Annotated in this window: 10 protein-coding genes; all 10 read right to left on the bottom strand. The window is 32.2% G+C overall.

All coding sequences use genetic code 11. From position 1 onward, the window contains the following. Positions 1-15 precede the first annotated feature (15 nt). Positions 16-768 carry a 3-oxoacyl-[acyl-carrier-protein] reductase gene (fabG, locus tag CLLI_RS03865; RefSeq protein WP_106062930.1) on the bottom strand — a complete coding sequence of 251 codons (753 nt, stop codon included), beginning with the start codon at positions 766-768 and terminating at the stop codon, positions 16-18. Between the two features lie 42 nt (positions 769-810). Beyond that, entirely contained in the window at positions 811-1,743 is a 933-nt protein-coding gene (fabD, locus tag CLLI_RS03870; RefSeq protein WP_106062939.1) for an ACP S-malonyltransferase, read from the bottom strand. 56 nt (positions 1,744-1,799) lie between these two features. Continuing rightward, positions 1,800-2,738 carry an enoyl-[acyl-carrier-protein] reductase FabK gene (fabK, locus tag CLLI_RS03875; RefSeq protein WP_106062931.1) on the bottom strand — a complete coding sequence of 313 codons (939 nt, stop codon included), beginning with the start codon at positions 2,736-2,738 and terminating at the stop codon, positions 1,800-1,802. After that, positions 2,735-2,974, bottom strand: coding sequence for an acyl carrier protein (gene acpP / locus CLLI_RS03880; RefSeq protein ID WP_106062932.1), 240 nt, complete (start codon positions 2,972-2,974; stop codon positions 2,735-2,737). The genes fabK and acpP overlap by 4 nt, the downstream gene beginning before the upstream one ends. Before the next feature lie 28 nt (positions 2,975-3,002). Further along, on the bottom strand, positions 3,003-4,022 hold the full coding sequence (locus CLLI_RS03885; RefSeq protein WP_106062933.1) for a beta-ketoacyl-ACP synthase III: 1,020 nt from the start codon (positions 4,020-4,022) through the stop codon (positions 3,003-3,005). 3 nt (positions 4,023-4,025) lie between these two features. Further along, on the bottom strand, positions 4,026-4,493 hold the full coding sequence (locus CLLI_RS03890) for a MarR family winged helix-turn-helix transcriptional regulator (protein ID WP_106062934.1): 468 nt from the start codon (positions 4,491-4,493) through the stop codon (positions 4,026-4,028). Then, positions 4,486-5,559 (bottom strand): NAD(P)H-dependent flavin oxidoreductase, encoded by a 1,074-nt coding sequence (locus CLLI_RS03895; protein WP_106062935.1) that lies wholly within the window; start codon positions 5,557-5,559, stop codon positions 4,486-4,488. Before CLLI_RS03895 ends, CLLI_RS03890 begins: the two co-directional genes overlap by 8 nt. A 151-nt stretch (positions 5,560-5,710) precedes the next feature. Further along, a complete protein-coding gene (locus CLLI_RS03900) occupies positions 5,711-6,352 on the bottom strand; it encodes an amino acid ABC transporter permease (protein WP_106062936.1) in 642 nt (213 codons plus the stop codon). Positions 6,353-6,364: 12 nt separating this feature from the next. Continuing rightward, positions 6,365-7,177 carry an amino acid ABC transporter substrate-binding protein gene (locus CLLI_RS03905; RefSeq protein WP_106062937.1) on the bottom strand — a complete coding sequence of 271 codons (813 nt, stop codon included), beginning with the start codon at positions 7,175-7,177 and terminating at the stop codon, positions 6,365-6,367. A 132-nt stretch (positions 7,178-7,309) separates the two neighbouring features. Beyond that, positions 7,310-8,110 (bottom strand): M23 family metallopeptidase, encoded by an 801-nt coding sequence (locus CLLI_RS03910; RefSeq protein WP_106062938.1) that lies wholly within the window; start codon positions 8,108-8,110, stop codon positions 7,310-7,312. Positions 8,111-8,373 lie beyond the last annotated feature (263 nt).

Raw genomic sequence — 8,373 nt, forward strand, 5'->3', positions numbered from 1 at the left:
CCTTTCTTTAAATAATTAAATAACCATTCCTCCGTCTACATTTATAACCTGGCCTGTTATATAAGAAGAATTGTCTGAGGATAAAAATGCTACAACTTCAGCTACATCTTCAGCCTTTCCAAATCTCTTTAAAGGAATACTCCCTAATGCACCTTCTCTAACTTTTTCTGAAAGAGTATCTGTCATATCTGTTTCTATAAATCCTGGAGCTACTGCATTTACATTAATTCCTCTTGAAGCTAATTCTTTTGCTGCAGATTTTGTAAGTCCAATTACTCCTGCCTTAGCAGCAGCATAATTAGCCTGACCTGCATTGCCTGTAATGCCTACAACAGAAGATATATTTATTATCTTCCCTGATCTTTGCTTAACCATAACTTTGGAAGCATGCCTTATGCAATTAAAAGCTCCCTTTAAATTAACTTCTATTACTTTATCAAAATCTTCTTCTTTCATTCTCATTAAAAGTCCATCCGCTGTAATTCCAGCATTGTTTACTAGTATATCCAAAGCTCCAAACTCACTCACTGCAGTTTTTATTATTTTTTCTGCATCAGTAAAACTGCTAACATCACCTTGAGCTGCAATAGCCTTTGTCCCTTTGCTTTCTACGTTTTTAACTATTTCTTCCGCAGCATTAGCACTACTTTTATAATTAACTACTATATTTGCACCAAGTTCTGCAAGTTTTAATGCTATGACTCTTCCTATCCCCCTGCTTCCACCTGTAATCAAGGCTGTCTTACCTTGTAATATTTTATTATTCATATTCTATATCCACTCCAAACAAATTATATCATTAAAATGTTTCTAACCTTTTAAAGCATTTAAAGTTTTTTCTAAAGATTTTATATCTTCTACATTATAAACTTCTGCTTTTCTATTTATCTTCCTTACAAATCCACTTAATACCTTACCTGGTCCTATTTCTACAAAAGCATTTATGCCATCTTTTAACATGGTATTGATTGTATGTTCCCATTTAACAGAACTCATTATCTGTTTTTTTAATGTGTCTTTTATTTTATCTTCTTCTAAATAATCACCAGTTACATTTGTTAATAATGGAATATCTGATTTTTTAAATTCAATATTAAGTAATTCTTCTTCTAATTTTTCTGCTGCTTTTATTAGCATGGAGCTGTGGAAAGGTCCACTTACATTAAGCATAATTGCTTTTAACGCTCCTTTTTCTTTAGCAACTTCACAAGCATATTTTAATGCTTCTATTTCTCCAGCTATAACTATTTGCCCAGGGCAATTAAAATTAGCTGGCTCAACTATACCTAATGATGAAGCTTCCTTACATACTTCATAGATTTTTTCTTCCTTTAGTCCTATTATTGCAGCCATACCTCCAATACCTTGAGGCACTGCTTCCTGCATATATTTTCCCCTCTTTTTTACTAATTTAACTCCATCCATAAAGTTTAATCTTTTACTACATACAAGGGCTGAATATTCTCCAAGGCTTAACCCTGCAACTAGGCTAGGCTTTATACCTTCTTCTTCTAATATTCTCAGTGCCCCCACACTGGTAGTTAAAATAGCTGGTTGGGTTATTTCTGTTTTGTTTAATTCTTCTTCTGGTCCATTAAAACAGAAATTGCTTATGCTAAAGCCTAAAGCTTCATCTGCTTCATTAAATGTCCTCTTACACTGTGAAAAGTTATCATATAACTCTTTTCCCATACCAACATATTGAGCACCCTGACCTGGGAAGAGAAAAGCAATTTTTCTTATACCTTCCATAAACTATTCTCCAATCTTTATATTTTTTAATCTAAAGAATATTAAAATTAAACTATGGAATCAAATTTATCTAACAACGACTTTAAGTCAAACATTTCTTCTATTATTTCTTTACAAGTTCCCTCTTTAGAAATAAGTCCTGCTATCTGTCCTGCCATTACAGAACCATTATCTGTATCTCCCTCTTTAACAGCCTTTACTAAAGCTCCTTTACCAAGTTTGTCTAACTGTTCAATTGAGACCTCTTTCTTCTCAAGTATTTGAAATTTTCTTGATAATCTATTTCTAAGTACTCTTACAGGATGACCTGTACTTCTTCCTGTTACCACAGTATCTATATCTTTAGCATTTAATACTTTATCTTTATAATTCTGATGTACCGTACATTCCTTAGCTACTAAAAATCTAGTTCCAACTTGAACCCCTAAAGCTCCTAACATAAAAGCTGCCCCTACGCCCCTTTTATCTCCAATTCCACCTGCTGCAATAACAGGAATATTTACTGCATCTACTACTTGAGGAACCAACGCCATAGTGGTTAATTCTCCAACATGTCCTCCTGCTTCGCAACCCTCTGCTATTACTGCATCTGCTCCTGCTCTTTCCATTCTTTTTGCTAATGCTACAGATGCTACAACAGGAATAACCTTTACTCCATGCTCTTTCCACATGTGTACATATTTACCTGGGTTACCAGCTCCAGTAGTAACTACTTTTACTCCTTCTTCACAAACAAGTTTTGCTACTTCTTCAGCATTAGAGCTTAAAAGCATTATATTTACTCCAAAAGGCTTATCTGTTAATTGTTTTGTTCTTCTAATTTCTTCTCTTACTGCATCTACAGGTGCATTACCTGAAGCTATAATCCCTAAACCACCAGCATTAGATACAGCAGCTGCTAAGGAACTATCTGCAATCCAAGCCATAGCTCCCTGAATAATGGGATATTCTATTCCTACCATATTACAAAAAACATTATTTTTCATAAATTATCCCCCTCCTTAGTAGTATTTTCTTCTGCAAATTTAACTGCATCCCTAACTGTCTTTATTGCTTCTGCGTCTTCTATCTGAATATTAAATTCCTCTTCTATTTCTATTACTATTTGAAAAAGATCTAAAGAATCTACGCCTAATTCTTCAAAAGATGTATTAATTGTTATTGCATCTTCACCTATATTTAGCTGTTCTGCTATTATCTTTCTTATCTTTTCAAATATCATTTTCATACCTCCAAAATTCAATCTATGCCTATGATGATATCTGTTTGTCTATTGTCCACTCTATTATTGTTCCACCCCAAGTAAGTCCTCCTCCAAAACCTACTAAGAGTATTTTATCTCCTTTTTCCAGTAAACCTTCTCTATTCATTTGATCAAGAGCTATAGGTATACTAGCTGCAGAAGTATTACCATAATATTGTAAATTAGTATAGAACTTTTTCTTATCTACCTTCAGTTTTTTTATCATATAATCTATTATCCTCAAATTTGCCTGATGAGGAACTATATATTTAATGTCATCTATAGTTAATCCAGATGAGCTGAGAAGAGTCTTTATAGTTTCTCCCATTGCCTTAACAGCAAACTTAAATATTTCTCTTCCTTCCATAGATAAATAATGATATCCTTCATTATCTGCATTTTGTGGTATTTTTTCTTTTAACTTTTTATTGTTTATATCTATAGGCACTGCATTACATTTTAAAAGATTAGCTCCTTTACCGTCAGAGCCTGTGTATATCTGAATTAATCCTTTTTCTTCTCCACATCCTAATATAGCCGCTCCTGCTCCATCTCCAAATAATACACAGATACTTCTGTCATTCCAATCTAAAATTTTGGATAAGGTTTCCGCACCTATGATAAGAGCATTCTTTTTAGTGCCATTTTTAATAAACTGATAGGCTATGTTTAATGCATATATAAAACCTGAACAAGCAGCTGATATATCAAAACAGGTTGCATTTGCTGCACCTATTATATCTTGAACAATACAAGCTGTTGAAGGAGTATAACAATCAGGAGTAGTAGTAGCTACTATAATTAGATCTATGTCCAAAGGTTTTATAGATGAGTTTTCTAAAGCTTTTAGCGCTGCTTTAGCCGCTATACTTGAAGTATTCTCCCCTGTAGTTATTCTTCTCTCACCAATTCCTGTTCTAGTTTTTATCCATTCATCATTTGTATCTATAACAGTAGCTAATTCATCATTTGTCACAATCCTATCAGGTACATAGCTTCCAGTAGCCAAAATCTGAACTTCTTTCATTTATTAAGTCTCCTTTTTATTGCACTCTAAATTATATTTGTTCTTAAAGAATTTATTTAACTTATCCAAAGAACTTATAAGAATCTTTTCTTCCTCTTCTGTCAATCCAGATATAGTCTCCTTTATCATATCTGAATGGAATTTTCGATGAATTCTGTAAGCCAATTTACCTTTTTTAGTTAGGCTTATATACACAATTCTTCTATCTGACTCACATCTGCTTCTCTCTACATATCCTTTTCTTACAAGATTATTTATAGCTGTACTCAAAGTTCCAACAGTTATTTTTAAGCTTAAGGCAACCTCTGACATAGTTCTTTTATTGTACATGCCTATTGCTTCTATAGTATGAACTTCTGTTACGGATAAGTCACTAAGTGTTCCCCCTTGAAAAGCATTTTGTTCTATAATAAGTATATCATTAAATATATCTACTAATAATTCATTCAAAACATAAATTGAATTACTCATAATCTGCCACTTCCCTGATAAGTTCCTGCATGAGTTCCTTTACTGTAACAATTTTATCAATTCTATATCCATTACTTCCTGTAAAAAGCACTCCTTCATCTACATTTCCTTCTACTGCATTAATTAACGCCCTTGATATACAGTAAATCGTATTGTTAGGATCACACTTCCTTAGACATCCAAAGCATTTATCTACCTTTTCCTTTTCATTTGTTACTTTCTCTATAAATTGATTTTTTATAGCTCTACCTGGAAGACCTACAGGACTCTTTATTATTTGTATATCCTCTTTAGAACATTTTACAAAACTTTCTTTATATTTTATATCTGCATCACATTCTTCTGTACCTATAAACCTTGTTCCCATTTGAACCCCAGAGGCCCCTAGTTTTAAAAACTTACCAATATCTTTTCCTGTATATATTCCACCTGCAGCTATGACAGGTATCTTTACCTGATATTTTTTCTCATACTGTTTTGCTATTTCTATTACATCTTTTAATATATCCTCTAAGCTGCTCTCTTTTCCTTCTAATATATCCTCTAAATGGAATCCTAGATGTCCACCTGCCTTGGGACCTTCAACTACTATAAAATCAGGAACATAGGAATATCTTTCATCCCATAACTTACACATAAGTCTAGCAGCTTTTCCTGAAGAAACTATAGGAGCAATTTTAGTGTTGCTTCCCTTTACTAGTTTAGGTAATGAGGTTGGTAATCCAGCCCCAGATATTATTGCATCTATTCCAGATTCAACAGCTGCGTCTACCATTTCCCGGTAATTGTTCATAGCTACCATTAAATTTAATCCTATAACTCCATTGGGACTTAGCTCCCTTGCCTTTTTTATTTCCTTTTTTAAGGCTCTAATATTAGCCTCTTTGCTATTGGTTAAAAAATCTGGTTCCCTAAACCCTATTTGGGCTCCTGATATAATCCCCATTCCACCTTCCTCAGCCACTGCAGCAGCTAATCTTGAAAGTGAAACTCCTATACCCATTCCTCCTTGAATAATAGGAACCTTTATTTCTAAATTACCAATTTGCAAAGGAGATATTTTCATATAATCTCCTCCCCACTTTTTTGATTATCAAATATTTTGATAGTCAAAGTATAAACTTTAAAGCTTTTTTTGTCAAGATATTCCCTAAAAGAGAGATGGCAGAGGTAATCTCATATAATAAATCACTTCTGCCATTTCAATATTAAATTTCTTATTCAAAATACGAATATCTTCTCTCAAGCATTTTAAAGCAAATTACTACAATTGAATTTAAACATAAATATATTGCTGCAGCAATAAAGAAGGGAATTATAGTAAAATCTCTAGTTAAAATTTCCTTTGAGGCTCTTAGTACTTCCTCCATGCCTATAGTAGCAACTAAAGCCGTGTCTTTAACTAAGCTTATTCCCTCATTACAAGTAGAGGGTAACACTCTTTTTATACCTTGAGGTACTATTATTTGCTTCATAGTTTGAGAATAGCTCATTCCTAAAGCCCTGGCAGCTTCATATTGACCTTTATCTACAGATTGAAGTCCTCCTCTAAATATTTCAGTTAGATATGCTGCATAATTTAAAGTGAAAGCTATAGTTGCTGCTGTAAAACGGCTAAACTTTATGCCTAAAACCGGCAATCCAAAATATATAAAAAATAATTGTAAAAGCAAAGGGGTTCCTCTAAATAACCAAGTATAAATTCCCACAATCTTCTTTAGAAGTTTATTCTTACATATCTTAACTAATGATAATATAGCAGCTAGGGGAATTGATAGTATAAATACTACTAAAAATAACTTTATTGTTACAGTACTGCCCTGTAATATAAAAAGAACTGAATCATTAAAATTGGACATTTTGAACCACTCCTATTTTATAAATAAGTCTTTTCCAAACCATTTTTCTGATAACTTAGCTGTAGTTCCATCTGCCTTCATTTTATCAAGGGTCTTGTCCAATTCTTCCCTAAAAGTATTGTCTTCTTTTCTTACTCCTACACCCATAGGTTGATTTCCAAAGTTATCATCTAAAATTTTATATATTCCGGGTTTTTTATTAGAATAATATCTTCCAACAATTTCATCTATAACAACAGCATCTACTCTGCCAATCTTTAAATCCATTAATGCTTCTGCATAATTCCCATATTTCTTCAATTCCTTAAAACTTTTCATTACTTCTGGTTGTGTCTTAATTGCATCTTCACTGGTACTTCCCATTTGAATAGCCACTACTTTGCCAGCTAAATCTTTTTTATCTTTTATAGTAGAATTATTTTGTACCATAACTACCTGTCTGTCATTTATATATGGTTTAGTAAAGCCTATCTGCTCTTTTCTTTTGTCAGTAATACTTAATCCATTCCAAATTACATCTATGTCTCCATTATTTAAGCTCATTATTATTCCATCCCATTCAACAGGTTTAAAAACTACCTTTACCCCCATCCTTTTTGCAGCCTCTTTTGCTAAATCAATATCAAGACCAACAATTTGCCCCTTTTCATCTCTAAAACCCATAGGTGCAAAAGTATCATCTAATCCTACTACAAACTCTCCCTTGTTTTTAATTTGCTCTAATGATTTATCTTTATTAGCTGTGTCATGACTATTCCCACATCCTATTAAAACAGAACTTAATATAAATACTGATATTATTGCTAGGACAAATTTCTTTTTCATTTTTTACTTCCTCCTCATATACCTTATAAAATTAATATATTTCATATTATACTTTAATACGGTGAATTTGTAAATCGCTAATGTGAGAAAGTAAGAAATAATTTATTCCATTTAGGTGAACTTATTGCAAGTTTAATTTAAATAATCCTGAGGATCCTGCGGGGTGCCGTTTTTTCTTACTTCAAAATGAAGATGAGGTCCTGTGCTCCTTCCTGTACTTCCTACTTCTCCAATCTTTTCTCCTTTTCCTACATATATTCCTTTTTTTACAAACAATTTATTACAGTGTCCATAAATAGTTACTATATTATTTTCATTTTCTATTTTTATCACATTTCCATATCCATCTTCCCAACCAGAATAAATCACCTTTCCTGGTAATACACAATGTATAGAAGTACCTAATGGAGCAGCTATATCTATACCATTATGCATCTTTCCCCACCTTTGCCCAAAATTTGATGATATAGTACCCCTAGATAAAATAGGTGCGCTTTTTTCAGGTTCTTTTCCCTTTATGGTAAAACTTATTGCACTAATATCATCATGGCCATTAATTATAGAAGAAGCATAATATTCCACACCTTTTAATTCATCTATTGAAACATCGGTTTTATAGTATGTTATTTTGTTATTTAATTTTATTTCTCCTATATCTTTCACAGAACTGCTATTTATATATTGTTCCTTTATCTTATCTAATAGCCTTTTTATATCCTGCTCACTTTCCAGAACTGCTACCTCCTTTCCATCAGATTTTACAACTATGCCTTCTTTCTTATTAATAATTGGCTTCCCTAGTGTTTTCACTTCTTCTTTATATACATTACTATCTTTATAAGAATTTACATTCTTTAGTGAATAAAATGCCGTAGCAAAAGTAACAACAACGCAGCATATAGATGCTATTAATTTATTTATTTCTTTTGTCATATATAATTCTCCCTTTATAATATTACCATTGTGATATGATAATGGTTAACTGACTGTTTTATTGAACCAATGAGAAATAAAGGTCACCCTTATATATTTTATACAAAATAAAAAAAATTATAATAACATAGTAAAAAACTTAGAGTATAATTTTAGTAGGCAAAAGTAGTAATAATTACTGCTTAAAAAATTAAAAGGAGATACAAAAAGTATCTCCCACATACATAAAAAATCCATTATAATGTAAGTTGATATTACTATAC

The organism is Clostridium liquoris, assembly GCF_002995785.1.
Classification (GTDB): Bacteria; Bacillota; Clostridia; order Clostridiales; family Clostridiaceae; genus Clostridium_AO; species Clostridium_AO liquoris.